This is a genomic window from Stenotrophomonas sp. 85239_Sma (genome assembly GCF_056481725.1).
Map to the genome: position 1 here is coordinate 1,384,626 of NZ_CM151163.1, position 25,035 is coordinate 1,409,660.

Here is a 25,035-nt window from a genome sequence, read left to right on the forward strand (position 1 = left end):
GTCGTTGCCTCAAGCCCTTTGCCAGAGGCCCCGTTGCCCTGCCAGAAGGTCCAGATCATGTCTCCTGCCGTTGTCCTTTCGCCGCGCCCGCTGGCGCTCGCCGTTGCCGCCCTGCTGGCGGGCAGCGCCCTGACCGCCCACGCCGAAACCGACGCCACCGATATCGACACGGTGCATGTCACTGCCTCGCAGATTGCCCGCCAGGCACTGGGTACTTCGACCATCACCGCCGAGGACATCGCCAGGCGCCCGCCGGCCAACGACATCGCCGAACTGCTGCGCACCATGCCGGGCGTCAACCTCACCGGCAACAGCGCCTCGGGCCAGTACGGCAACAACCGCCAGATCGACCTGCGTGGCATGGGGCCGGAGAACACGCTGATCCTGGTCGATGGCAAGCGCATCGGTGCGCGGGATGCCGTGCGCATGGGCCGCAGCGGCGAACGCAATACGCGTGGCGATACCAACTGGGTACCGGCGGAAATGATCGAGCGCATCGAAGTGCTGCGCGGCCCTGCAGCGGCGCGCTACGGCTCCGGTGCTTCCGGCGGCGTGGTCAACATCATCACCAAGCGCCCGACCGGCGACCTGACCGGTGCGGTCGACCTATATGGGCTGGTGCCCGAGCACAGCGCCGAAGGCGGCAGCGAGCGCGTCGGCCTGCAGCTCAGTGGGCCGATGACCGATACCTTGTCGTTCCGCCTGTACGGCAATCTCAACAAGACCGACGCCGACTCACTGGACCTCAACCGCCAGTACGCGACCAACCCGAACGCGGTGCCGCCGGCCGGTCGCGAGGGCGTCAAGAACCGCGACGTCAACGCGTTGCTGCGCTGGGACATCACCGCCGACCAGGTGGTGGAGTTCGAAGCCGGCACCAGCCGCCAGGGCAACATCTACGCCGGTGACCGCGCCGTCAGCACCACCGGTACCTCGACCGGAGTCGACCTGGCCGCCTTGGCCGAGGGCGAGGCGGAAACCAACCGCATGTACCGCAACACCGGCGCGATCACCCATCGCGGCCGCTGGGGGGACGTGACCTCGCGGGTAACGGCCGCAGTGGAAGCGGTGAACAACTCGCGCATCAACGAAGGCCTGGCCGGTGGCCCGGAGGGCAGCTTCAACGGCACCGACTGGTCGACCTCGCGCCTGCGCAACTACCAGCTGGATGGCGAAGTGAGTTTCCCGACCACGCTGGGTGGGGCCGAGAACATCTGGACGCTGGGCTTTGAATACCTGGACAGCCGCCTGACCGACCCGTATTCGATGAGCCAGTCCAGCAGCAGTGGCGGCGGCATCCCGGGGCTGTCGGCCGACCGTGCGCGCGGCAAGGCCGATGCGCAGACCACCGCCGTATTCGTGGAAGACAACATCTATCTGGGCGAGCGCTGGATCGTTACCCCGGGCCTGCGTTTCGACCACCACAGCCAGTTCGGCAACAACACCAGCCCCAGCCTCAATGCGCAGTTCCGCATCAACAGCGACTGGGTGGTGAAGGGCGGCATCGCGCGTGCGTTCAAGGCGCCGAACCTGTACCAGTCGAATCCGGACTATCTCTACTACACCCGTGGCAATGGTTGCCCGAATGCACTGCCGAGCCTCGGCGCCGGTTGCTACATGCGTGGCAACGCAGATCTGAAGGCGGAAACCAGCCTGAACAAGGAACTGGGCATCGAGTGGGCACCGCAGAGCGGCTGGCAGGCGTCGCTGACTTACTTCCACAACGACTACAAGGACAAGATCCAGGCCGGCTACGACCAGATCGGCCTGACTGCGGATGGCCGCGGCCGCATCTTCCGCTGGGAGAACGCGCCGAAGGCGATCGTGCAGGGGCTGGAAGGCAACCTGGTGATCCCGCTGCTGGGCGAGCAGGGCAACCGCCTGAAGTGGAGCAACAACTTCACCTACATGGTGGAGAACGAGAACAAGAGCACCGGCCAGCCGCTGTCGGTGATTCCGAAGTACACCGTCAACACGATGCTGGACTGGCAGGCCACCGACAAGCTGTCGCTGCTGCTGACCGGCACCTTCTATGGCAAGCAGAAGCCGGCCACCACCAACATCAACAACGATCCGCGCTGCACTGGCACGTGCGACCCGTCGATCGCGCTGCAGGATCGCGGTGCGTACAACATCTGGGGCGTGAGCGCGCGCTACAAGGTGACCGAGACGGTCAGCTTCGGCTTCGGCGTCAACAACCTGGCCGACAAGCGCCTGTTCCGCGAGGCCAACAGCAGCGATGCGGGCGCGGCGACTTACAACGAGCCGGGCCGCGCGTACTGGGCCAGCCTGCGCTTCGGGTTCTGACCGCACGCGGACGTCGATCCGCTGCGTTCGCCAGGCGTGGCCTGGCGCTACCGGCCACGCTCCGGTAGCGCCGGGCCATGTCCGGTGAGGGACCGCGTGGCCTGCAATGTTATAAACAGCGTAATAGTCTCCCCCGCCAGCACGGCGTAGCCTGCACCGCATCGCAAAGGAGCTGTTGCCATGGGCCACGACCACGATCACCTGCCATCCGAGATCCGTCACGAGAAACCCTTGTGGTGGGCACTCGGCCTGACCTCCACCTTCCTCGTCGTGGAGGTGGTGGGCGCGTTCTGGACCAACAGCCTCGCACTGCTGTCAGACGCCGCGCACATGGCCACCGATGCGCTGGCGCTGATGATCGCGCTAGTCGCGGTGCGGCTGAGTCGGCGCCCGCCGGACGCACGCCGCACCTACGGCTATGCACGTCTGGAAGCGCTGGGCGCAATGATCAACGGCGCCATGCTGTTCGTGGTTGCCGCCTACATCCTGTGGGAGGCGGTCGGGCGCTTCCGCGAGCCGCAGGAGATCGCCTCCTCCGGCATGCTGGTGATCGCCGCCGCAGGCCTGGTCATCAACCTGATCGCGATGCGCCTTCTGCAGGCCGGCAGTGGCGAGAGCCTCAACGTGAAGGGCGCCTACCTGGAAGTGTGGGCGGACATGCTCGGCTCGGTGGCGGTGATTGCCGGTGCGTTGCTGATCAAGTGGACCGGCTGGAAGCCGATCGACCCGATCCTGGCGGTGCTGATCGGTTTGTGGGTACTGCCACGCACCTACGTGCTGATGCGTGAGGCGATCAACGTGCTGCTGGAAGGCGTGCCCAAGGGCATGGACGTGGCCAAGGTGCGCGACAGCCTGTCAGGCCACGCTGCGGTGCTGGACGTGCATGACCTGCACGTGTGGGCGCTGGCCTCCAGCACCCCGGCGCTGACCGCACACATCGTGATGCGCGACGGCACCGATGCCGATGCGCTGCGCCGTGAGCTGGGCGGGCGCCTGCACGATGACTTCGGCATCGAGCACGTGACGCTGCAGATTGAGGCGGACCACTGCGGCGAAGCCTGTGGTGAGCCGGCGCCGGCCAAGGGCGGCGAGCACGAGGGCCATGAAGGCCACGACCATGGCGAGGACGCGCAGGGCCATCGCGGTCACGTGCATCGCTGATTGAATTTGAGGGTCGCGCCGGATGGTGCCCGGCGTGGCTATTCGTCCCGCCGCGAGGCCAGCCGATCCGCCAGCCGGGTCGGCTCCGGCAGCCGGTAACCGCGCAGTGTGCGCTGTACCCAGTCCAGCGCGGTACCGGCACTGACCCGATGGCCACCGGCCACGAACAGCGGCTTGCAGCGTAGCTTGCTGCGCAGCACCCAGCCCAGTTGCTCATCGCCATCCAGCAGCGGCGTATGTGCACCGGCCTCGGCGCCCGGTTCGACGAACCGGCCCACCAGTTTCGACTTGGCCACGCCGATGCTTGGCAGGTCGGTGACCACGCCCAGATGCGCGGCCACGCCCAGCCTGCGCGGATGGCTGATGCCGTGGCCATCGACGAACACCAGGTCCGGCGTGCGCGGCAGCAGCGCCAGCGCGGCCAACAGCGCTGGCAACTCGCGGAAGCTGAGCAGGCCGGGGATGTAGGGCATCACCGTGGCGATGCGCGCGACTTCCTGAGCCACGGGCCGCAGCGTCTTCGCATCCAGCAGCACTGCCGCGGCACGGGTGACGGCGCCATTGTCCTCAAAGCCAACATCCAGCCCGGCCAGCCAGCGCACGTTGCGTGGCAGCCGGTCCTGGCGCTCCACGCGGCCAGCCAGCTGGATCTGCTGCGCGCGGGCAGCGGCGACGCTGCCTTCCCAGCGCCCGGGGTCGATCACCGTATTCATTGGGCACAGCATCGCATGCGCGGTGCCACGGCCCGGTGAGCGGCGGCCGGGGCTACAATGGCAGCCTGCCTTTCCTCGCGTTGGAGACCCTGCAGTGACCCGTAAACTCGTACTGTTGCGCCATGGCCAGAGCCAGTGGAACCTGGACAACCGCTTCACCGGCTGGGTCGATGTCGACCTGACCGAGCAGGGGCGCCGGGAAGCGGCCGCCGCCGGTCGGCTGATGCGCGAGGAAGGCCTGCAGTTCGACGTCGCCCACACCTCCGTGCTCAAGCGCGCCATCCACACCCTGCAGGGTGCGCTGGCCGAGCTGGAGCAGGACTGGCTGCCGGTGAACAAGTCCTGGCGCCTCAATGAACGCCATTACGGTGGCCTGCAGGGCCTGGACAAGGCCGAGACCGCTGCCAAGCATGGCGAGGAGCAGGTCAAGGTGTGGCGCCGTTCGTACGACATCCCGCCGCCGCCGATGGATCTGGAAGATCCGGGCCACCCGATCCATGACCGTCGCTACGCCGGCCTGGACCGCAACGCGCTGCCGGGTACCGAGTCGCTGGCGACCACGCTGGACCGCGTGCTGCCGTACTGGCACGACGCCATCGCGCCGCAGCTGAAGGACGGCAAGACCGTGCTGGTCACCGCCCACGGCAACTCGCTGCGCGCGCTGTACAAGTACCTCAACAACGTCTCGCGCGAGGAGATCCTCGAGCTGAACATCCCGACCGGCATTCCGCTGCTGTTTGAGCTGAACGACGATCTGACCGTGCAGTCGTTCCGCTACCTGGGCGACCCGGAAGCAGCGCGCAAGGCCGCTGAGGCTGTGGCCAACCAGGGCAAGGCGAAGTAAAGAAGCAGAAGGCCGGCGCAAGCCGGCCTTCCCTTTTGTGGAGTCGAGCCATGCTCGACTGACGCTGTCGCACCCCAGTAGAGCCACCCCCATGGGGGGCTGCAAAGGAACTTCGAACGGCTGTAGCGGCGGAGCAGGTTGCCGCTCCAGGCTTCGGAGTCGTCCCGGCTCTGGTAGGACTCGTTGTGCACGGCGTAGCTGATGTAGTGATCCCAAACCAGCTCAAACTGCTGTGAGTGGGGCATTACCTCTATCGCACGCACACCCTCGATTGAACGTCCATGGCCGAGGTCCACACGGCGAGGCTCTCCTGTCACCTGTCCCTCTTCGATCACCAGCCGCAGCCAGTTGGCCTCCGGTTCGCCAATACCCGTCAGGAATAGATACTCGCAGGTGTCGATGGCCAGCAGCAGCGCAGCGTCGTCCATGGGCGCGAGAACCGGTGATCGTGAAGATAAGAATACCGGCACGCAGTTGGTTGGCGACTCCACGGGCTCGTGACCTTTGGCCGGTCCCCAGCCCCGTTCCCCCGGCTACCCTGTGAAATTACCCGCAGGAGAGCCTCATGAACGTCCGCAACCTGGTCCCGCTGGGCCTGACCATCGCCATCGCTGCCTCGCTGGCGGCCTGTGGCAAGAATGAAACCGCGCCGGCGGCCAGCGCCGACGCCAAGCCGGCCTTCGACCTGTCGCAGATCAAGACGCCGCTGATCTCGCTCAGCAGCGCCGATCTGGATCCGGCCATTTCGGCCTGTACCGACCTCAATGGCTTCGTCAACAGCAAGTGGCTGAAGGCCAACCCGGTGCCGGGCGACCAGACCACCTGGGGCAGCTTCGAGATCCTGCGCGAGCGCTCGCTGGAAGTGCAGCACGCGCTGGTGCAGCAGGCCGCCGCCAGCCAGGCCAAGGCCGGCTCGGTGGAAGCCAAGATCGGTGACATCTGGAAGACCGGCAACGATGAAGCCAAGATCGAAGCCGCCGGCCTCGCTCCGCTGCAGCCGCAGCTGGACAAGATCACTGCGCTGAACGATACCGCTGCCATCACCCAGTACCTGCGCGACAGCCAGGCCGAGGGCAAGGGCGTGCTGTTCTCGCTGTTCGCCAATGCCGATTACAAGGATTCGGCCAACGTCATCGCCTACGTCGGCCAGGGCGGTCTCGGCCTGCCGGAGAAGGGCTACTACTTTGACGACGCCCAGGCCAAGATCCGCGACGCCTACGTGGCCTACATCGCACAGGTGCTGACCCTGTCCGGCGTGGACGCGGCGCAGGCCGCCGAGCAGGCCAAGGCCGTGATGGCCTTCGAAACCCGCCTGGCCAAGGCCTCGATGTCGCGCATCGAGATGCGTGACCCGGCCAAGCGCTACAACCCGCTCAGCGCGGCCGACGCCGACAAGCTGACCCCGAACTTCAGCTGGACCGCACTGTTCGACACCCTGAAGGTGCCGGCCGCGCAGAAGTTCTCGCTGGCCCAGCCGGGCTTCTTCGGTGAAATGGACAAGATGCTGGCTGACGTGCCGGCTGCCACGTGGCAGGCCTACCTGCGCTTCCACACCATCGACGATGCTTCGCCGTACCTGAGCAGCCAGTTCGAGAAGGCCAACTTCGAGTTTTATGGCAAGACCCTGCGCGGCCAGCAGGAAATGCAGCCGCGCTGGAAGCGCGTGCTGGAGTCGGTCAACGGTGGCATGGGTGAGGCCCTGGGCCAGCTGTACGTCGACGCCGTATTCCCGGCCGAATCCAAGGTGGCCATGCAGCACCTGGTGGAGAACCTCTCGGTGGCGCTGAAGGCGCGCCTGGAGCAGCTGCCGTGGATGGGCGAAGAAACCAAGAAGAAGGCGCTGGAAAAGTGGGCCAGCTTCACCCCGAAGATCGGTTACCCGGACAAGTGGCGTGACTGGGCAGGCCTGCAGACCAACGGCGACAGCTACCTGGGCAACATGCAGGCGGCGCGTGCGTTCAACTACCGCTACATGCTGGACAAGATCGGCAAGCCGGTGGACAAGACCGAGTGGGGCATGACCCCGCAGACCGTCAACGCGTACTACAACGCCACCAAGAACGAGATCGTGTTCCCGGCCGCAATCCTGCAGGCGCCGTTCTTCGACGCCAAGGCCGATCCGGCGCTGAACTACGGCGGCATCGGTGCGGTCATCGGCCACGAGATGATGCACGGCTACGACGACTCGGGCAGCCAGTTCGCCGCCAACGGCAACTTCGACAACTGGTGGACCGACGCCGACCGCAAGGCTTTCACCGAGCGTACCGACCAGCTGGTCGCGCAGTTCGACGGCTATGAATCGGTGCCGGGCGTGTTCGTGAAGGGCAAGCTGACCCTGGGCGAGAACATCGGCGACCTGGGTGGCCTGACCGTGGCCTACGATGCGCTGCAGATGGCGCTGAAGGAAGATCCGAAGGCGAATGTCGAAGTCGATGGCCACAGCCAGGACCAGCGCTTCTTCATGAACTGGGCCACCGTGTGGCGCCGCAACTTCACCGATGGTGAGCTGCGCGTCCGCCTGAACACCGACCCACATGCGCCGGCCAACTTCCGTGCCAACGGCGCGCCGTCGAACATGCCGTCCTATGCCGCTGCGTTCCAGTGCAAGGCCGGCGACGCGATGGTGCGCGCCGACGACAAGCGCGTGGTGATCTGGTAATCGATCGCACGTAATGCGTGATGCAGAAGGCCCGGCGAATGCCGGGCCTTTTGTTTGTGTCGCCGGTAGCACCGGGCCATGCCCGGTGGAAATCTCAGGCCAGCTCCGGCTCCCGCGCCAGCATGCGATGGAAGCGCTGCAACACGTAGGGGTCCACCAGCCCTCCAGATTGCGCTTCGATGATCCGCAACGCGGTTTCGCGTTCCATCGCGGCACGATACGGGCGCACGCTGGTCATCGCATCGTAGGCATCGGCGATGGTGACGATGCGCGCGCCCAGCGGGATGGATTCGCCGCGCAGCCCATCGGGATAACCGTTGCCATCGAAGGCTTCGTGGTGGGCGCGGATCAGCCGCGCGACCGGTGCCGCGTCGCTGCGGCCGGTGGTCAGGAAAATATGCTCGCCGCGCACCGGATGCTCGCGCATGATCGCGCGCTCCTCATCGGTGTGCCGACGCGGCGCCAGCAGCACATCGTCGGGAATGCCGATCTTGCCGATGTCGTGGAAGCGCGCGGCCAGGCCGATCTGCGAACAGGCATCGTCATCGAGATCGCAGTGCGTGGCCAGGCGCTGCGCGAGTCGGCCGACGCGGTCGCAATGGTGGCGGGTGTAGGCGTCGCGCATCTGCAGCGACATCGAGAGGGCATCGATCAGGCAGGCCTGCGCGTGCAGCAGGTCGGGGGCGGGTACGGCGTCAGGAAGCATGGTCATCCGCCCGCACCGGGTGGGGACCGGTGCGGGGTGTTCAGGGGGCGATCAACCCGGGGCGAGGGTGGTCAGAAGAGCGCGGGCCGCGTTGAAGCGGTCTTCCGGCAACGGCAGCGGGTGCTTGATGCGCAGCTTGTCGGGCCCTTCCATGGCGTAGAGGTTCGGTTGCTTCTGGATCAGCTGGATCACCGCCATCGGGTCGATGTTCGGCTTGGACTCGAACGCGATGCGGCCACCGTTCTCGCCCAGGTCCAGCTTGCGGATGCCGAGCGTGTTGGCCTTCAGCTTCAGCTCGGCGATGGCGAAGAGATGCTTGGCCGCATCCGGCAGCAGGCCGAAGCGGTCGATCATCTCCACCTGCAGCTCGCGCAGGGCATCGCTGTCGCGCGCGCTGGAAATGCGCTTGTACAGGGTCAGGCGGGTATGCACGTCCGGCAGGTAGTCTTCCGGAATCAGCGCCGGCACATGCAGTTCGACCTCGGCACCACGCACTTCTTCGCCCGCATCCAGATCGGGCAGCTTGCCCTGCTTGATGCTGCGCACCGCGCGCTCCAGCAGCTCGGTGTACAGGCTGAAGCCGACCTCGGCCATCTGCCCGCTCTGGTCCTCGCCGAGCAGTTCACCTGCACCGCGGATCTCCAGATCGTGCGTGGCCAGGGTGAAGCCAGCGCCGAGTTCGTCCATCGAGGCGATCGCTTCCAGGCGCTTCTCCGCATCCGGGGTGATCGAACGGCGGTCGGGTGCCACCAGGTACGCGTAAGCGCGATGGTGCGAACGACCGACGCGGCCACGCAGCTGGTGCAGCTGGGCAAGGCCGAAGCGGTCGGCGCGGTTGATGATGATGGTGTTGGCGTTGGGGATGTCGATGCCCGATTCGATGATCGTGGTCGACAGCAGCACGTTGAAGCGCTGCTTCTGGAAATCCAGCATCACCTTTTCCAGCTCGCGCTCGGGCATCTGCCCGTGGGCGATGCCGATGCGCGCCTCCGGCACCAGCTCGGACAGCTCGCGCTGCATGCGGCCGATGCTTTCTACGTCGTTGTGCAGGAAATACAGCTGGCCACCACGCGCGAGTTCGCGCTGGAACGCTTCGCGCAGCAGCGCGTTGTCCCACTGGGTGATGAAGGTCTGCACCGCCAGCCGGTTCGGCGGCGGCGTGGCGATGATCGACAGGTCGCGCAGGCCGGCCATGGCCATGTTCAGCGTGCGCGGAATCGGCGTGGCGGTCAGGGTCAGCAGGTGCACGTTGGCGCGCAGCGCCTTCAGCGCTTCCTTCTGGCGTACGCCGAAACGCTGCTCCTCGTCGACGATGACCATGCCCAGGTCCTTGAACTTCACGTCCGGCTGCAGCAGGCGATGGGTACCGACGATGACGTCGATGGTGCCGGCGGCGACCTTCTCCAGCTCGGCCTTGATTTCCTTGGTGGTCTTGAAGCGCGACAGCACCTCGACCTTCAGTGGGTAATCGGCGAAGCGGTCGCGGAAGTTGCGGTAATGCTGTTCGGCCAGCAGCGTGGTCGGCACCAGCACAGCCACCTGCTTGCCGGCACTGGCGGCGGCGAATGCAGCACGCACCGCCACCTCGGTCTTGCCGAAGCCGACGTCGCCGCAGACCACACGGTCCATCGGCTGGCTGCTGGCCAGGTCGCGCAGGGTGGCGTCGATCGCGGCCAGCTGGTCCGGCGTTTCCTCGAACGGGAAGCCGGCCGCGAACGGCTCGTACATCGCGCGGTCCACCTGCAGTGCCAGGCCGGCACGCGCCTGGCGGCGGGCCTGGATCTCCAGCAGCTCGGCGGCGACGTCGCGCACCTTCTCGGCGGCCTTGCGCTTGGCCTTGCTCCACTGCTCGCCACCGAGCGAATGCAGTGGTGCGGTTTCCGCCGAAGCGCCGGAGTAGCGGCTGATCAGGTGCAGCTGGGCGACCGGCACATACAGGCGGTCACCCTTGGCATATTCGATTTCAAGGAATTCGCCGGGCATGCCGCCGACGTCCATCGCGATCAGCCCGCGATAGCGGCCGACGCCATGGTCCTCGTGCACGATCGGTGCGCCCTCGGTCAGTTCACCAAGGTCGCGGATGATCGCTTCCGGCTCGCGGCCCGCGCGGCGCGTGCGACGGGTGCTGCCGGCGCGCTCGGGGAACAGCTGGCGCTCGGTCAGTACCGCGATGCGCGGATCGTCCAGCGCGAAGCCATCTTCCAGTGGCGCCACTGCGATCGCGAAGCGCGCATCGTTGGCGAGGAAGCTGGGCAGGTCGGCCACCACCGGCGGCTTCAGCTCGGCGGCCTGCAGCACTTCCAGCAACGCCTCGCGGCGGCCGGGCGAATCGGCGGCGATCAGCACCCGGCCCGGGTAGTGGCCGAGGAAGGATTTCAGCGCATCGCCGGGCGGTGCTTCGCGCGCGGCCACCGGCAGCGGCGGCAGCGGCTGGTCGCCCAGCGCGTGCGCGTCGGTGATGCGTGCGTGGTCGGCGGCCCATACCTCGATGCGCGGGGCATCGTTCAGCCGCTCGCGCAGCAGTTCCGGCGACAGGTACAGCGCCGACGGCGGCAGCAGCGGCCGTTCCACATCGTGGCGGCGCTGTTCGTAGCGCTCGCCGGTCTGCGCCCAGAACGCTTCGGCAGCCTCGCCGGCACCGGCGCAGACCACTGGCAGGCTGCCGTCGGGCAGGTAATCGAACAGGGTCGCGGTGCGTTCGAAGAACAGCGGCAGGTAGTACTCGACGCCGGCCGGCGCCAGCCCGGACTTCAGGTCCTGGTACAGCGCGCTGCGCCGGGTATCGACATCGAAGCGCTCGCGCAGCGTGGACAGCACGCGGGCGATGCTGGTCTCGTCCATCGGCACTTCACGGCCCGGCAGCATGTGCACCGCCTCGACCCTGTCCAGCGAACGCTGGCTTTCCGGGTCAAAGGCACGGATCGAGTCGATGTCCTCGTCCAGCAGCTCTACCCGCAGCGGCTGGTCGGCACCCATCGGGTACACGTCGAGCAGGCCACCGCGCACAGCGAAGTCGCCCGGGTCCATCACCTGCGGCACGTTGCGGTAGCCGGCGCTTTCCAGGCGGCGCTTCTCGGCCTCCAGGTCCAGGCGCTGGCCGACTTTCAGGTCGAAGCTGCCACCGATCACGTAGCTGCGCGGGGCCAGCTGCTGCAGCAGGGTCTGCACCGGCACGATCACCAGGCCGCGCTTCAGCGTGGGCAGGCGGTGCAGGGCGGACAGGCGCTGCGAAATGATGTCCGGATGCGGGCTGAAGCGGTCGTAGGGCAGGGTTTCCCAGTCCGGGAAGGCGACCACCGGCAGGGCCGGATCGCCACCGAGCAGGGTATGCAGGTCGGCTTCGAGCTGGTTGGCACCGTGGTTGTCACGGGCGATCACCAGCAGGGGCGCGTCGTGCGCACGCGCGGCCTGGGCCAGGTACCAGGCCAGGGCGGTCGGCGATGCGGGGGCGCGCCACCAGGCGCGGAGCTGGCCGGCGCGCGGCAGCGGCGGGGCGGGGTATGAGGTACGCGACATGGACCCCGGATTTTAGCAGAAGCCCGATCGAAGCCCGGCAGGTCGTGACGGCCGCTGGCCGGCGGCCTCATGCGCCGTTGGGCTGGCGGAAAGCCGGCCAGCGGCCGGCACTACAGGAATGCATCGCCGGGCATGTCCCGGCGCTATCGTCAGTTGTCCAGCTCCAGCACCATCCGTACCAGGCCCTCGGCACCGGTCGGGTGCGGCACCGGCTTGAAACCCAGCGACGCGGCCAGCTGCTTCATCGGCTCGTTCTCGGCGGCAACGTCGCCATACAGGCGGTCCAGGTACTTGCCGCGGCCCCACTTCACCAGCTTGCGCATCAGCTGCCTGCCCAGGCCCTGGCCAATGAGGAAACGGCTGATCAGGATCGCGTACTCGGCTTCACGGGTGCCGGGGATGATCGAGGCCCGGGCGACCGCGCCGACCACCGCCTCACCAGCGGGCAGGGATTCGGCGGCGACCAGGGTGATCTCGGTCTTGGGATTGGGGTGGGTCAGGCGCTGGGTGGTTTCCGGCGACAGCTCGGTCACCGCCTGCAGGAAACGATCACGGATTTCTTCCGGCCCGAACAGGCTGAACGCCGCTTGCAGCGGTGCGCCGTCTTCCGGGCGGATGGGGCGGATCAGCAGCTCGTGGCCGCTGGGAGCCTTGAAGATCTCATGCCAGGGCGGCATGCGGTTGCGAGTGGCCATACCGGGTGATTCCTTGGTGGTCCATCGATTGTGGCATCACCGGGGCTGCATTCCGTGAACGAAAGGCTCACGGCGGTACAGCCTCGTGAAGGCCGTCATTCGGGGGCTTTGAGCCAATCCAGGCGGGTGCTGGCCCCCGGTTCGCCCAGGTGCTGGCGCAGCGCCGGCAGGGCCGGGCCGACCACCCGGTCGAACTGCCAGGGCGGGTTGAGCAGCAGCATGCCGCTGCCGTTGAGGCGCAGCGGCGAGTCGTCCGGGCGCACCAGGAACTCGATCGTCATTGCCGATTTCACCGGCAGGGCGGTGGCCTTGCGCAGGAAGTGCAGGATGGTGCGGCGCTGCTTGATCGGGAACCAGACCGCGCAGGTGGCCTGCGGCCAGCGTGCCAGGGTTTCGGCCAGCGCGGCCAGGACGGCCTGGTATTCGGCGTCCTGGGCCTCGTAGGGCGGGTCGATCAGCACCAGGCCGCGACCGATCTTGCTGCCGTTGAACTTCGGCGGCAGCAGCGAGCGCAGCAACGCGTAGCCATCGCCCGGGCGCACATCGACGCGGCTGTCATGGGCGAACAGGGCCTTCAGCGTGGCCGTTTCGGCCTCCTGCAGCTCACAGACCGCCATGCGGTCCTGCGCGCGCATCGCCTGCGCGCTCAGCAGCGGCGAGCCCGGGTAGTTGGTCAGCGCGCCCACCGGGTTGTCGGCCTGCACCGCCTTCAGGTAGCGCTCGACCACCTCCGGCAGCTTGGGCTGGGCCATCAGCCGCATGATTCCGGATTCGGCCTCCAGGGTCTTGCGGCTCTCTTCGCTGGCCAGCAGGTAGCGGCCGGCACCGCCGTGGGTGTCGAGCACGAAGAACGGGCTGTCCTTGCGCTTGAAGCTGTCGATCAGGGCCAGCTGCACGATGTGCTTGAGCACATCGGCGTGGTTGCCGGCATGGAAGGCGTGGCGATAGTTCATGGGCGGCAGTGTACGGGGCGGCGGCCGCAGCGGCTATGCTGCGCGCCATGACAGCTCCCGTTGCCCATGTCCTGGTGGTCGAGGACGAAGCCGCCATCGCCGAAACCGTGCTCTATGCGCTGCGCAGCGAAGGCTATGCCGCCAGCCACTGCCTGCTGGGCGGCGAGGCCCTGCAACGGCTGCAGGCCGGCGATATCGACGTGGTGGTGCTGGACGTGGGCCTGCCGGACCTGGGCGGTTTCGAGGTCTGCCGGCGGCTGCGCGCGCAGCCCGGGCCGGCGGCGCAGTTGCCGGTGATCTTCCTGACCGCCCGCAACGATGAAGTGGACCGCGTGCTTGGCCTGGAACTGGGCGCCGACGATTACATGACCAAGCCTTTTTCGCCGCGCGAGCTGGTGGCGCGGGTGCGTGCACGCCTGCGCCGTGCGGCACCGGTCGTCGCAGCGCCCCGCGCGGACGCGGGCTGGCAGGAACATGGTGCGTTCGCCATCGACCGCGAAGGCCGGCGCATCCGCTTCCGTGGCCAGGCACTGGACCTGACTCGTTACGAGTACGCGTTGCTGGAGGCATTGCTGCAGCGGCCGGGGGCGATTCTCAGCCGTGCCCAGCTGATGGATCGCGGCTGGGACAGCAGTGCCGACAGTGCCGACCGCACCGTCGATACCCATGTAAAGACGCTGCGTGCCAAGCTGCGTGCGGCCGGTGCCAGCGATGACCCGATCCGCACCCACCGTGGCCTCGGCTACGCGCTGGAGGTCTAGCTGATGCGCCTGGTACTGAAGCTGTTCCTCGGCTTCTTCCTGATCACCGGCATCGCCGCGTTCTTCGTGATGCGCGTGTTCGTCAACGAGGTGAAGCCGGGGGTGCGCCAGGCGATGGAATCGACCCTGGTCGATGCGGCCAACGTGCTGGCCGAGATGGCCGCCGCCGACGTCAAGGACGGCACCATCCGCAGCGGCAGCTTCACCCGCAACCTGGCCAAGGCGCGGCAGCGCGACCTGAAGGCGATGGTCTGGCGTTTTCCCAAGCGCTCGCTGGATTACCGGGTGACCATCACCGATGCCAAGGGCATCGTCATCTACGACTCGCTGGGCCGCGACCTGGGGCGTGACAATTCGCGCTGGAACGATGTCTACCGCACCCTGCGTGGCGAGTACGGCGCCCGCTCCAGCCCGGAAGTGCCAGGCGAAGAAGGCGATACGGTGATGCATGTGGCGGCGCCGGTGTACGACCCGGCCGATGGGCGGACCCTGATCGGCGTGCTCAGCCTGGCCCAGCCCAACCGCAGCATCGATCCGTTCATCGCCGCCAGCCAGCGCGCCATCATCGAGCGCGGCGCCTGGTTGATCGGCCTGTCGGCGCTGGTCGGCGTGCTGGTGACGATGTGGCTCACCACCGGCCTCGGCCAGCTCAGCCGCTATGCACGCGCGGTCAGCGCCGGCGAACCGGTGCCACCGCCACGGCGCCGCCGCGATGAAATCGGTGACCTCGGCCAGGCGCTGGAAACCATGCGCCGCAAGCTGGAAGGCAAGGCCTATGTCGAACAGTACGTGCAGTCGCTGACGCATGAAATGAAAAGCCCGTTGGCAGCGATCCGCGGTGCCGCCGAGCTGCTGCAGGAACCCCTGCCCGAGGCCGATCGCGTGCATTTCGCGCGCAGCATCGTCGATCAACAGGAACGGCTGACCGAGACCATCGACAAGCTGCTGGCGCTGGCCGAAGTGGAACAGCACGGCTGGCTGCAGACCCGCGATCCGATCGCGCTGCCCACCTTGCTGGCCGACGCGGCAGCAGCGGCGCAGGTGCGTGCGCAGGCGGCCGGCGTGCGGGTCCGCATCGGCAGTGTGCCCGACCTGCGCGTGCAGGGGGATGCCTACCTGCTGCGGCAGGCGTTGCACAACCTGATCGACAACGCGATTGCTTTCTCACCGCCCGGCGCGGACATCGCGCTGCAGGCCGAGGCGGACGGGCAGGGCGTGCGCCTGCAGGTAGCGGATCGTGGTGCCGGCATTCCCGACTACGCGCGAGAACGGGTGTTCGAACGCTTCTATTCGCTGGCCCGCCCCGGCAGCGGCCGGCGCAGTTCCGGCCTGGGCCTGCCGTTCGTGCAGGAGGTCGCGCGCCTGCATGATGGTCGCGCCAGCCTCGACGCCCGCGATGGCGGCGGTACCGTGGCCAGCCTGTGGCTGCCGTTGGCAGTGCCGGGCCAGCGTCCGCGCCGCTGACTTCACACTCGCTTCAAATTCGCCACAAACCCTGCTCACCACAGCGGTCCATCCTGCAGCCCTCTCCAACGAGGATGGACCATGAAATCCCTGAAGATGCTGCTGCGGTTCGCCATTGTCGGCGGGCTGATCCTGTTGCTGCTGGTGCCGCTGATGATGATCCGCGGGGTCATCACCGAGCGCAGCCAGTACCGCGAGGAGGCCTTTGCCCGGGTGGCCGACAGCCGTGCCGGCACGCAGCAGCTGGTGGGCCCGGTACGGGTGGTGCCGTGGGTGGAACGCAAGGAAGTTGAACTGGTCGACCCGCTGGGCGTCAAGAAGACCGAGGTGCAGGTCACCGAGGGCCACTGGCTGCAGATGCCGGCGTCGCTGGAGGTGGGCGGCGAGATGCTGCCGAGCCAGCGCGAAGTCGGCTTGTTCAAGGTGCCGGTATACAGCTGGAACGGGCAGATGAAGGCGACCTTCGCCGCAGACGACTATCCGGTGAAGTCCGGCCGCAGTTACGGCCAGCCATATGTGGCGGTGGGTGTGTCCGATGTGCGTGGCCTGGTCGGTACGCCGAACCTGCGCGTGGATGGCAAGCAGCTGCGGTTGCTGCCGGGCGTTGGTGCGGCCAGCGAGGTGGGGCGAGGCCTGCATGCGCCGGTGGCCGGTTTCGTTGCGGAACAGGGCGGCACGCTGGCTGCCAGCACCGTTGAACTCGAGCTGCGCCTGGACGGCAGCCGCATGCTGTCGGTGGTGCCGGTGGGCGATGACACCCGCATTGCGCTGCGTTCGAGCTGGCCGCACCCGTCGTTCAGCGGCGCCTTCCTGCCCAACGAGCGCCGCGTCGATGCACAGGGTTTCGATGCACGCTGGGCCGTGTCCTCGCTGGCCTCCGACGCACAGCGCCAGCTGCGCAGCGAGGGGCCGATCGATTCGCAGGCGGTGACGGTGTCGCTGGTTGATCCGGTCGATGCCTACACCCAGGCCGACCGTGCCTCGAAGTACGGCGTGTTGTTCGTGGTGCTGACCTTCGTCGGCTTCATCCTGTTCGAACTGATCAAGTCGTTGCGCATCCATCCGCTGCAGTACCTGATGGTCGGCCTTGCACTGGCGATCTTCTTCCTGCTGCTGATCAGCCTGTCCGAGCACATCGCGTTCTGGAAGGCCTACCTGGCCTCGGCGCTGGCCTGTATCGGCCTGCAGGCGGTGTACCTGGCCAACGTGCTGGGCCACTGGAAGCGCGGCCTCGGCTTCGCGGCGCTGCTGACTGTGCTCTACGGCGCGCTGTATGGCCTGCTGGTGTCGGAGAACAACGCGCTGCTGATGGGGTCGCTGCTGCTGTTCGTGATCCTGGCGCTGGCGATGTGGGTAACCCGCCGGGTGGACTGGTACGCGCTTGGCGCGGAACTGAAGTAAGGAGCACGCCATGAGCTGGCGCCAGGGCTTGCGGCAACGGGCACGGCAGGGCATTCCGGCCCTGCTGGAAGTGGATGCACTGCTGCAGGCACATGGCGTGCTGGCGGCCCTGCCGGGGGCACGGATCGCCCCCGGCCTGGTCCGCTTCCAGCTGGCGGCGGTGACCTGCGAGGGATTGCAGGGCAACGGGCTGGACTGGTTGCAGGGCGCGCGGCAGGGACGCGGCGCGCTGGCTGGGCGGGTGCCGCGCTACCGGCCATGGAAGGCCGGGGCGGAGGCACTGGCCGAGATCGGCATCGGTGGCCTGCCTGATGACTGGCCTGCACATGCGGCGGTGTACGGCTGCAGCAGCATCGACCGGCGGCACTGGTTGCTGCTGCTGCCGGAACGGGCGCAGTTGTGGCTGGGGTGGAGTGGGTGAGGTGGCGTGGCAGGTACGAACCAACCACTCTCCTGTGGGTGCGAACCTTGGTTCGCACGCTTCCGCGCTGTCCATGACCGATGGGACGGTATCGGCGCGCCCCTGCTGGCTAGACTCGATGGGTTGATGAGCAGGCCGGAAGGCAGGGGTGCGATGTGATGAAGTGGGGCATGTTGGCGGTAGCGCTGGCGATGGGTGGCAATGCAGGCGCGCAGCAGCGCGAGACGGTGGATCTGGACATGGTCAGCCGCATCCGCCAGGAGGCCTTCCACCGGTCGCAGGTGATGGATACCTTCAGTTATCTCACCGAGCGCATCGGCCCGCGGCTGACCAACTCGCCGGCGATGGGCCGCGCCAACGCGTGGACCCGTGGCAAGTTCAACGAATGGAAGCTGGACAACGTCCACGACGAAGCCTTCGATGACTTCGGTCGTGGCTGGGAGTTCACCTCGGCCAGCGTGGAGATGCTGGGTGACCGGGTGCAGCCGCTGCATGCGCTGCCCAAGGCCTGGACGCCGGGTACCCAGGGCCCGGTCGAAGGCGAACTGGTGCAGGTCGAGATCAAGAAGCCCGAGGACATCGAGAAGTACCGCGGCAAGCTCCGGGGCAAGATCCTGCTGCTCGGCGAGGCGCGCGAGTACAAGCGCGGCACCGAGGCGGATTCGCATCGCCACGATGCCACCTCGCTGGAAGGTCTGCAGGAGTTCACCCTGCCCAAGGACAAGGACGCCACTGCCGAACGTGCCAAGCGGGTAAAGGAGTACCAGGAGCGCCAGCAACTGGCGGCCAAGGTCAATGCGTTCTTCGTGGAAGAGGGCGCGCTGGCCTCGATCAGCATCAGCAGCTGGGACAATGGCATCATCCGCGTTGCCGGTGGCGGTTCACGCAAGGCCGGTGAGTCGGTGGGCATTCCCGAGCTGGCGATGATCAGCGAGCACTTCAACCCGCTGGTGCGTGCGTTGGAGTCCAAGCAGGCGGTCCGCCTGCGCGTGGATGTGGCCGCGCGCTTCACCGACGAGGCCGACCAGCCGGGTTACAACACGCTGGCCGAGATCCGTGGCAGCAGCAAGCCTGATGAAGTGGTGATGATCGGTGCGCACCTGGATTCCTGGCACAGCGGTACCGGTGCGGCCGACAACGCGGCTGGCGTGGCGGTGATGATGGAGGCGATGCGCATCCTCAAGGCTACCGGTGCCAAGCCCAAGCGCACCATCCGCGTGGCGTTGTGGAGCGGCGAGGAGCAGGGCCTGGTCGGCTCGCAGTCCTATGTGGCCAAGCACTTCGGTCGTTTCCCGGAACCCACCGACCCGGCGCAGAAGGCGCTGCCGGCCTCGCTGCGCGAGCCAACCGGCGCGCTGCAGAAGACCCGCGATTACAGCAAGTTCCAGGTCTACTTCAACATGGACAACGGCTCCGGCCGATTCCGTGGCATCTATGCGCAGGAGAACCTGGCGGCGATGCCGATCTTCGAAGCCTGGCTGGCCCCGTTCCATGACGTCGGCGCTACCACCGTGGCGACCCGCAACACCGGCAGCACCGACCACATCAGCTTCGACCGCATCGGCCTGCCGGGCTTCCAGTTCATCCAGGACCGGCTGGACTACTTCACCAACGTCCACCACAGCCACCTGGACACCTGGGACCACGCGGAACCGGAAGACCTGAAGCAGGCCGCCGCCGTCGTCGCCTCCTTCGCCTACAACGCCGCGATGCGCGAGCAGTCCTTCCCGCGCAAGGTAGAACCGTAAAAGGGGACGGAGGGGATTAAGTCGTATCTCCCCTCCGTTTCCCGGTTGCAGGACCAGCGGCTGGGCAATCGCGACTTAATCCCCTCCGTCCCCTTTTTCCGTCGGGGGCGGAGGGCTGGTAAAATCGGGGGATTCCCGTTCCTCGAGCCGTCCATGACCTGCCGCACCCGCTTCGCCCCCAGTCCCACCGGCTACCTGCACATCGGTGGTGCCCGCACTGCGCTGTACTGCTGGCTGGAGGCCCGCCACCGTGGCGGCGAGTTCGTGCTGCGCATCGAGGACACCGACCGCGAACGCAGCACCCAGGGTGCGATCGACGCCATCCTGGAAGCGATGGAGTGGCTGGGGCTGGACTACGACGAGGGTCCTATCTACCAGACCGACCGTGTCGCCCGTTACCAGGAAGTGGCCGAGCAGCTGATCGCCGACGGCAAGGCCTACTACGCCTACGAAACCCGCGAAGAGCTGGACGCGATGCGCGAGGCCGCCATGGCCAGGCAGGAAAAGCCGCGTTACAACGGCGCTGCGCGCGAACTGGGCCTGCCGTACAAGGACGACCCGAACCGCGTCATCCGCTTCAAGAACCCGCTGGAAGGTACGGTGGTGTTCGACGACCTGATCAAGGGCCGCATCGAGATCGCCAACAGCGAGCTGGATGACATGGTCATCTTCCGCCCGGACGGCTACCCCACCTACAACTTCGCGGTGGTGGTCGACGACTGGGACATGGGCATCACCGAGGTCATCCGCGGCGACGACCATATCAACAACACCCCGCGCCAGATCAACCTGTACGAAGGCATCGGCGCGCCGGTGCCGAAGTTCGGCCACATGCCGATGATCCTGGACGAGCAGGGCGCCAAGCTGTCCAAGCGCACCGGCGCAGCCGACGTAATGCAGTACAAGGACGCCGGCTACCTGCCTGACGCGCTGCTGAGCTACCTGGCCCGCCTCGGCTGGTCGCACGGCGACCAGGAGCTGTTCAGCCGCCAGGAGCTGATCGACCTGTTCGACGTGAAGGACTGCAACTCCAAGGCCTCGCGCCTGGACATGGCCAAGCTGGGCTGGGTCAACCAGCACTTCCTGAAGACCGAGGACGTGGCCGCGATCGTGCCGCACCTGGTCTACCAGCTGCAGAAGCTGGACCTGGACGTGGCCGCCGGCCCCGCCCCGGAGGACGTGGTGGTCGCCCTGCGTGAACGCGTGCAGACCCTGAAGGAAATGGCCGAGAAGGCCGTGGTCTGGTACCAGCCGTTGACCGAGTACGACGAAACAGCGGTGGCCAAGCACTTCAAGGCCGGCGCCGAGGTGGCGCTGGGCAAGGCCCGCGAGCTGCTGGCAGCCCTGCCGGAATGGACCGCCGAATCGGTGGGCATGGCCCTGCACGACGCGGCTGCGGCGCTGGAGATCGGCATGGGCAAGGTGGCCCAGCCGCTGCGCGTGGCCATCACTGGCACCCAGGTCAGTCCTGACATTTCCCATACAGTTTACCTGGCCGGCCGCGAGCAGGCCTTGAAACGCATTGATGTGGCCATCACCAAGGTAGCAACGGCCTGAGGCATCCTTGCCAGGCCCGAACCGGAGAACACGCATGCCCGCCAAGACCGCCACTGCCTGTACCGCCCCGCACCACCATGTCCACGACGCGTCGGATTTCGTGGCGGTGGTCGAGCGTGTCTCGCGCGAACGCGGGCTGCGCCTGACCCCGATCCGCGCCAATGTGCTGAAGCTGATCGCCGAGGCCGGCAAGCCGGTCAAGGCCTACGAGCTGCTGGAATGGGTTCGCAACGGCAAGGGCGTGGGCGCTGATGCCCCGCCCACCGTGTACCGCGCGCTGGACTTCCTGATGGCCAATGGCTTCGTGCACAAGCTGGAGTCGGTGAATGCCTTCGTGGCCTGCCATCACCCCAGCAGTGCCGCGCACTCGGTGCCATTCCTGATCTGCAACAGCTGCCACAGCGCGGTGGAGCTGGAAGACCGCGAGATCGTCACCCAGCTGGAAAAGCGCGCCAAGGAGCTGGGCTTCCAGCCGCAGGCACAGACCCTGGAAGTGCACGGCCTCTGCGCGCGCTGCGCAGGCTGAGGACGGGCGGGAGCGGGGTCAGATTCCTTTGCCATTGGCAAAGGAATCTGACCCCGTTTCATATCGGCGCAACCGGGCGTGCACCCTAATCCATCGGCTTGGTCGCAGTATCCACGCGCGCGATCACCGACATGCCCGGCCGTAGCCTTGCCGCCAGTTTCTGGCCGGGATCAATCGAGATCCGCACCGGTAGCCGCTGCACCACCTTGGTGAAGTTGCCGCTGGCATTGTCCGGGCGCAGTACGCTGAACTCCGACCCGGTGGCCGGTGCGATCTCTTCCACGCGGCCCCGCAGCACCTCGCCCTGGAACGCGTCCACCGAGAACGTGGCCGGCTGGCCGATCGCCATGCCCCAGGTCTGGCCTTCCTTGTAGTTGGCCACCACCCACAGCGCGTCAGGCACCAGGAACAGCAGCTGCGAACCGGCGGCGACGTACTGGCCCACGCGCACGCTGGCTTCGCTGATCTGGCCGTCGCGCGGTGCGTGGATCACCGTGTTGGCCAGGTCGATGCGCGCCAGTTCCAGCTGTGCCTGCGCGCTTTCGACCTGCGCCTCCAGGCTCTTGCGCGCGACCCGGGTCGACACCAGCGTTTCCTCGGCGATGCGGATCTGCGCCTGCGACTGCTGCACGCTGGCCTGTGCCGATGCCTGGGTGGTGCGGAACTTGTCGCGATCATTGATCGACACCAGCTGCTGCGCGGCCAGCTCCTCGTAGCGCTTGGCCTCGTTGCGTGAGCGCTGCAGCTCGGCCTGGCCGGCCGACAGCGTGGCCTGCGCGGAGGCGATCTGTGCGCGGTTCTGCGCCTGCGACTGGTCCGAGTTGGCCAGTGCCGCGCGTGCGCTGTCCAGCGTCGCCTGCGCCTGGGCCACGCGCTGGGCATAGATGCGGTCATCGATGCGCAGCAGCGGCTCGCCCTGCTTCACATGCTGGAAGTCCTTCACCAGCACTTCGGTGACGTAGCCGTTCACCTGTGGTGCCATCACCGTGATCTGCCCGCGCACATAGGCGTTGTCGGTCACCATTACGGTGCTGGTGAACGGCCACAGGTGCCAGGCGCGCAGGATCAGCGCGATGCCCAGCAAGGCCACCACCACCATCACCACCACGCTGCGTGCGCTGGGCTTGAGGTACTTCGGCGCGACCGCGGGTTCTACCGGCGTTGGCGTGGGGGCCGCGTCGGTCGGAGGCGGCGGGGAAACGTTGTCGGCGTCGTCGGAGCGGGGCGGGACGGGAGGCATGGGGGGACTCAACGGGACGCGGCCGGCGTGGCCGCGGAGGGAAGGGTGGGATGGCGCTTGCGCCATTGCTTGAGCACAGCGGTGCGCAGCGAAAGCAGCAGCAACCAGCACAGGAAGCCGATCGCCAGCCAGCCGCTCAGGGTGAACACATCATTGAAGCCGCGCACGTTGGCTTCGCGGCGCGCGGTCTGCGCCAGCTGCGCGCTGCCCTGCGCGCTGCGCAGCACCGGGTCGGTGATCTGTGCACTGTAAAGCTGCTGCTGGATACGCAGGCGTTGTGCCACCACCGGGTCGGCCGGGTCGAGCTGGCTGGTCAATGCGCTGGAGTACAACTGCTCGCGATGCAGCTGGAAGGTGCCCAGCACCGCCGAGCCGGCCAGGCCGCCCAGCGTCTGCGTGATCGACAGCGTCACCAGGAAGGTGATCATGTGATCCACGCCCTGCTTCAGCGCGGCGGAAATGCCGAGCATGATCAACGGGCCCATGAACATGCCCGCACCGACCGAGGCCAGGAACTGGCTGACGTAGAAGTCATGCGGCCGGTCCAAGCTGGTGCGGTGCTGGTCGAAGAATGCGGCGGCGCCCAGCAGCAGGATCGCCATCAACAGCTGCGCGATCAGCCGTTTCGGACCGAAGGTCAGCGAGGCACCGGCGATGCCGACGATCACCCCGGCCAGGATCACCACGAACAGCGGGCGCATCTGGTCCGGTCCCATGCCCAACGTGCGCATCAGGTTGACCACGCCGTAGGACTGCTCGGTGGTCAGGAAGCGGATCAGGAACGCGCCGACGATGAAGTGCAGCACCGGCAGCTTCGACAGCCAGCGGATCTGCAACAGCGGATTGCGCCGGTAGTGTTCGATGATGAAAGCGGTGGTGGACAGCGCGATCGAGGTGACCAGCGCCCAGCCCAGCCACGGTGTGTTGAGCCACCAGCGCGTGTAGCCCTGCGCCAGCACGATCACCAGCAGCGCGACGGCCGGCGCGAGCAGGGCGAAGGTGAGGAAGTCCAGCGGCTCGAAGGCCTTCACCTGGATGCCCGGCGGCAGCTTCAGCACCACCACCGCTGCGAACGCGCACAGGGCGAGGCCGGCTTCGAACGAATACAGCTGGTGCCACTGGCCGGTATCGACCAGCGTCGGCGAGACGATCCAGGCGATCGGCACCGCCAGCTGCGAGAGGCCCACGCCCACCACCAGCAGGTTGCCGGTGAACCGGCGTGGCAGCGCCTGCAGCATGTACAGCGTGCCCAGCGTTGAACAGGCCGCGCCAGCAAAGCCGCTGGCAGCACGGGTCAGCATCGTGGTCTCGAAGCTGCCGACGAACAGGTGCAGCACCGCCAGCGCCGCGTACAGGCCCAGGCCGATCTCGGCGAACAGGCGGATGCCGTATTGCTGGCGGAACTTGAAGGCCAGCAGGTTGGCGGTGACATTCACCATCGCATACGCGGCCACCAGCCAGCTGCCCTGGGTCGGGGTCAGGGCCAGCTGGCCCTGCAGGAACGGCAGGTTGGCGGTGACCAGCGCGTTGCCGAGGCCGCCGGTGATCGCCACCAGCAGCGACACCAGGGCATACGCCAACCGACGGTGCGGTGGGTGCCAGGGCATCGATGCCGAACCGGGCATGGTCGGCTTCTCGTGCTCCTCCCAATCCGGAACCGGCTTCAGATACGGCTGGACCATCAGCGGGCCTCGCTGGTTGCTCCCTGGAGACCCCCGCGCAGCAGCTGCAGGGCACGCCCGGCCAACTGGGCACGCTCGTCGCGGGTCTTGCCGCGCAGGGCCGCGCCCAGCATGCCCGAGATCAGTGAAATATCCGTCTTTTCCAGATCAGCCCGGCACAGGCCTGCCGCTTTGGCGCGGGCGATCGGCACTTCCAGCAGGTCGCGCACGGTTTCGCGCGCGGTACGCATGGCTGGCACATCCGAATCGACGGCGCGCCAGTAATCGGCCAGCGCCGGTGAATCGATGATGCGCTGGGCCATGCCCTCGAAAACTTCGAACAGGGCATCGTCGCGGTCGCCGAGCTGTTCAACCTGGCGCCGGATGCGGTCGACCGTGCGTTGCAGCAGCGCCTGGATCAGCGCGGTGCGGTCGGGGAAGTTGCGGTACAGGGTGGCGCGGCCCACCTGGGCGCGTTCGACCACCAGGTCCAGCGGGGCGGTGACGCCATGTTGGCCGAACACATGGTCGGCGGCGTCGAGGATGAGGGCACGGCGGGCAGCGGCATCGGCACGTTGGGCAGTCATGGAATTATTTTCGGACAAAAGTGTCCGTTTGGCGAGACATCGGGTGACGGGATTGTCCGGTTGTTGTCGTACGCACATCTTTGTGATGGGTGTGTGATGGCATCGGTTGAAATGA

At 67.1% G+C, this 25,035-nt stretch carries 19 protein-coding genes; 11 read left to right on the forward strand and 8 right to left on the reverse strand.

What is annotated here, in order from left to right; all coding sequences use genetic code 11:
* The first annotated feature begins 57 nt into the window (after positions 1-57).
* Both ACYKG1_RS06545 and ACYKG1_RS06550 read left to right on the forward strand, forming a co-directional pair.
* A complete protein-coding gene (locus tag ACYKG1_RS06545; RefSeq protein ID WP_478472184.1) occupies positions 58-2,307 on the forward strand; it encodes a TonB-dependent siderophore receptor in 2,250 nt (749 codons plus the stop codon).
* Positions 2,308-2,487: 180 nt separating this feature from the next.
* The gene (locus ACYKG1_RS06550) at positions 2,488-3,468 is read left to right on the forward strand and encodes a cation diffusion facilitator family transporter (RefSeq protein ID WP_262084538.1); all 981 of its coding nucleotides are present in this window, start codon (positions 2,488-2,490) and stop codon (positions 3,466-3,468) included.
* A gap of 38 nt (positions 3,469-3,506) precedes the next feature.
* On the opposite strand, the gene nfi is transcribed toward ACYKG1_RS06550, so the two are convergent.
* Complete coding sequence (gene nfi / locus ACYKG1_RS06555) at positions 3,507-4,181, reverse strand: deoxyribonuclease V (protein WP_478472186.1); 675 nt, start codon at positions 4,179-4,181, stop codon at positions 3,507-3,509.
* Positions 4,182-4,275: 94 nt separating this feature from the next.
* Between nfi and gpmA the strand changes: the two genes are divergently transcribed.
* A complete protein-coding gene (gene gpmA / locus ACYKG1_RS06560) occupies positions 4,276-5,025 on the forward strand; it encodes a 2,3-diphosphoglycerate-dependent phosphoglycerate mutase (RefSeq protein WP_014036448.1) in 750 nt (249 codons plus the stop codon).
* Positions 5,026-5,590: 565 nt separating this feature from the next.
* The gene (locus tag ACYKG1_RS06565) at positions 5,591-7,684 is read left to right on the forward strand and encodes a M13 family metallopeptidase (protein WP_478472187.1); all 2,094 of its coding nucleotides are present in this window, start codon (positions 5,591-5,593) and stop codon (positions 7,682-7,684) included.
* Positions 7,685-7,778: 94 nt separating this feature from the next.
* Here the strand turns inward: ACYKG1_RS06565 and ACYKG1_RS06570 are convergent, their stop codons facing one another.
* The 4 genes from ACYKG1_RS06570 to ACYKG1_RS06585 all read right to left on the reverse strand — a co-directional run bounded on the left by ACYKG1_RS06570 (position 7,779) and on the right by ACYKG1_RS06585 (position 13,554).
* A complete protein-coding gene (locus ACYKG1_RS06570) occupies positions 7,779-8,396 on the reverse strand; it encodes an HD-GYP domain-containing protein (RefSeq protein WP_100471708.1) in 618 nt (205 codons plus the stop codon).
* A gap of 45 nt (positions 8,397-8,441) precedes the next feature.
* On the reverse strand, positions 8,442-11,906 hold the full coding sequence (gene mfd / locus ACYKG1_RS06575) for a transcription-repair coupling factor (RefSeq protein ID WP_478472189.1): 3,465 nt from the start codon (positions 11,904-11,906) through the stop codon (positions 8,442-8,444).
* Positions 11,907-12,055: 149 nt separating this feature from the next.
* Positions 12,056-12,601 carry a GNAT family N-acetyltransferase gene (locus ACYKG1_RS06580; protein ID WP_004150340.1) on the reverse strand — a complete coding sequence of 182 codons (546 nt, stop codon included), beginning with the start codon at positions 12,599-12,601 and terminating at the stop codon, positions 12,056-12,058.
* Positions 12,602-12,696: 95 nt separating this feature from the next.
* Entirely contained in the window at positions 12,697-13,554 is an 858-nt protein-coding gene (locus ACYKG1_RS06585) for a 23S rRNA (adenine(2030)-N(6))-methyltransferase RlmJ (protein WP_049446337.1), read from the reverse strand.
* Between the two features lie 35 nt (positions 13,555-13,589).
* Here ACYKG1_RS06585 and creB point away from each other — a divergent pair, with 35 nt between their 5' ends.
* The 7 genes from creB (at position 13,590) to ACYKG1_RS06620 (ending at position 21,432) form a co-directional block, all read left to right on the forward strand.
* On the forward strand, positions 13,590-14,315 hold the full coding sequence (gene creB, locus ACYKG1_RS06590) for a two-component system response regulator CreB (protein WP_262226439.1): 726 nt from the start codon (positions 13,590-13,592) through the stop codon (positions 14,313-14,315).
* A 3-nt stretch (positions 14,316-14,318) separates the two neighbouring features.
* Complete coding sequence (gene creC, locus ACYKG1_RS06595; RefSeq protein WP_262226440.1) at positions 14,319-15,779, forward strand: two-component system sensor histidine kinase CreC; 1,461 nt, start codon at positions 14,319-14,321, stop codon at positions 15,777-15,779.
* Between the two features lie 81 nt (positions 15,780-15,860).
* Positions 15,861-17,180 carry a cell envelope integrity protein CreD gene (creD, locus tag ACYKG1_RS06600; RefSeq protein WP_478472191.1) on the forward strand — a complete coding sequence of 440 codons (1,320 nt, stop codon included), beginning with the start codon at positions 15,861-15,863 and terminating at the stop codon, positions 17,178-17,180.
* A 10-nt stretch (positions 17,181-17,190) separates the two neighbouring features.
* On the forward strand, positions 17,191-17,601 hold the full coding sequence (locus ACYKG1_RS06605) for a hypothetical protein (RefSeq protein ID WP_100471713.1): 411 nt from the start codon (positions 17,191-17,193) through the stop codon (positions 17,599-17,601).
* Positions 17,602-17,771: 170 nt separating this feature from the next.
* The gene (locus ACYKG1_RS06610) at positions 17,772-19,349 is read left to right on the forward strand and encodes a M20/M25/M40 family metallo-hydrolase (RefSeq protein ID WP_100475170.1); all 1,578 of its coding nucleotides are present in this window, start codon (positions 17,772-17,774) and stop codon (positions 19,347-19,349) included.
* A gap of 153 nt (positions 19,350-19,502) precedes the next feature.
* Positions 19,503-20,906 carry a glutamate--tRNA ligase gene (gene gltX, locus ACYKG1_RS06615; protein WP_478472192.1) on the forward strand — a complete coding sequence of 468 codons (1,404 nt, stop codon included), beginning with the start codon at positions 19,503-19,505 and terminating at the stop codon, positions 20,904-20,906.
* Positions 20,907-20,940: 34 nt separating this feature from the next.
* Positions 20,941-21,432, forward strand: a complete 492-nt coding sequence (locus ACYKG1_RS06620) for a Fur family transcriptional regulator (protein WP_004150412.1) — start codon at positions 20,941-20,943, stop codon at positions 21,430-21,432.
* 85 nt (positions 21,433-21,517) lie between these two features.
* On the opposite strand, the gene ACYKG1_RS06625 is transcribed toward ACYKG1_RS06620, so the two are convergent.
* Genes ACYKG1_RS06625 through ACYKG1_RS06635 form a run of 3 tightly spaced genes read right to left on the reverse strand, consistent with a single transcriptional unit; the run spans position 21,518 to position 24,920 of the window.
* Positions 21,518-22,672: an HlyD family secretion protein gene (locus ACYKG1_RS06625; RefSeq protein WP_262226442.1), complete on the reverse strand. Its 1,155-nt coding sequence runs from the start codon at positions 22,670-22,672 to the stop codon at positions 21,518-21,520.
* An 8-nt stretch (positions 22,673-22,680) separates the two neighbouring features.
* Positions 22,681-24,354 carry an MFS transporter gene (locus tag ACYKG1_RS06630; RefSeq protein ID WP_262226443.1) on the reverse strand — a complete coding sequence of 558 codons (1,674 nt, stop codon included), beginning with the start codon at positions 24,352-24,354 and terminating at the stop codon, positions 22,681-22,683.
* Positions 24,354-24,920 (reverse strand): TetR/AcrR family transcriptional regulator, encoded by a 567-nt coding sequence (locus ACYKG1_RS06635; RefSeq protein ID WP_100471717.1) that lies wholly within the window; start codon positions 24,918-24,920, stop codon positions 24,354-24,356. The genes ACYKG1_RS06630 and ACYKG1_RS06635 overlap by 1 nt, the downstream gene beginning before the upstream one ends.
* Positions 24,921-25,035 lie beyond the last annotated feature (115 nt).